At 70.9% G+C, this 1,583-nt stretch carries 2 protein-coding genes; both read left to right on the top strand.

Features of this window, described 5'->3' with window-relative positions:
* On the top strand, positions 1–902 hold a 902-nt coding region (locus VF697_RS04720), incomplete at its 5' end, for an HYR domain-containing protein (RefSeq protein ID WP_331092276.1).
* The coding region (locus tag VF697_RS04725; RefSeq protein WP_331092277.1) for an effector-associated domain EAD1-containing protein at positions 893–1,583 on the top strand (691 nt) is incomplete at its 3' end. The genes VF697_RS04720 and VF697_RS04725, both read left to right, overlap by 10 nt.

The raw sequence follows: 1,583 nt of genomic DNA on the forward strand, positions 1-1,583 counted from the left end.
ACGGCACGCCGGCGGGCACGGTGCGCGTCAAGGACATCGTCGTGGGGAGCGCGGGCTCGTCGCCCCAGCGGCTGACGGCCGGAGGCTCGGTGCTCTTCTTCGTGGCGAACGACGGCGACGGGCTCAAGCTGTGGATGAGCAACGGGACGGAGGCGGGCACCCGGCGGGTGGACCCCAGCAGCGCGGCGCTCAACCCGGAGGAGCTGACGTTCACGGGAGGCGCGCTCTACTACTCCGCCGACGAGGAGGGCTCGGGGCGCGAGCCGTACGCGGTGTACCCGGCCTTCTTCGGCGACTGCACGCCGCCGCACGTCACCTGCCCGGCGGGTGTGACGGTGGAGGCCACGAAGCCCGCGGGCGCGGATGTGAGCTACTCCGCGGGGGCCACCGACGACTCGGGAGCCGCTCCCACCGTGAGCTACAGCCCCGCGACGGGGAGCACCTTCCCCGTGGGGGACAACCCGGTGAGCGTCACGGCCACCGACGCCGCGGGCAACTCCGACACCTGCTCCTTCACCGTGGCGGTGAAGGACAGCCGGGCCCCCATCATCACCTGCCCGGCGGACGTGGTGCTCTCCGCCACGGGCGCGGATGGGGCGGTGGTCGACTACCCGGCGGCGCAGGCGACGGACACCATCTCGTCCGTCACCCTCAGCTACAGCGCCCCGTCGGGCAGCAAGTTCCCCGTGGGCGACAACCAGGTGCAGGTCACCGCGAGTGACGCCTCGGGCAACACGGCGAGCTGCACCTTCAACGTGAAGGTGAACGCCGCCTCGGGTGGGGACTCGAAGGACTCCGGCTGTGGCTGCACCGCGGGCTTCACGGCGGAGGCGCCCTGGCTGCTGCTGGGCCTGTTCGCTCCGTGGATGGCGCGGCGTCGCCGGTTCCGCGCATGGAGCTGACGGGGACCCAGCAGGCCCGGCTGTCCGAGGCGCTGCTCAGCGCCTTTCCCCAGGTGGAGGTGTTGCGGCGCATGGTCCGGTTCAAGCTCAACCGGAACCTGGACGACTTCTCCGACGGGCCCCTGCGGGACCGGGTGTTCCAGCTCATTCAGGAGGCCGAGCGCGAGGGGTGGTCCCACGCGCTCATCCAGGGCGCCTTTCAGGACACTCCTGGCAACTTCCGGCTCAAGGCCTTCGTGCAGGAGTACGCGGCCTCCATCCAGCGCGAGGCCCCGGGTGCGAAGCTCGAGAAGATCGTCATCGACACCCAGACCTTCCTCGACCCCGTCCGCTGGCGCGAGCGGCTCGAGGCCATCGAGCGACAGGTCTGCCGGGTGGAGCTCGCGGGCAGGGCGGCGGGGACGGGCTTCCTGGTGGCTCCGGATGTCGTGCTCACCAACCACCATGTGGTGCACCAGGTGCTCAAGGGCACGGTGTCTCCGGAGCTCGTGGGGCTGCGCTTCGACTACAAGCGCCTGGAAGACGGCTCCGAGCTGGAGGGCAAGGTGTATGTGCTGGCCCCGGACTGGTTGCTCGCCTCCAGCCCGCATAGCGCGGTCGACTTGATGAACCCCAAGCCGTACGAGGCGACGACGGGGGAGCTGGACTACGCCCTGCTGCGGGTGCAGGGCCAGCCGGGGC

This window comes from Archangium sp., from assembly GCF_036388035.1.
GTDB lineage: Bacteria > Myxococcota > Myxococcia > Myxococcales > Myxococcaceae > Archangium.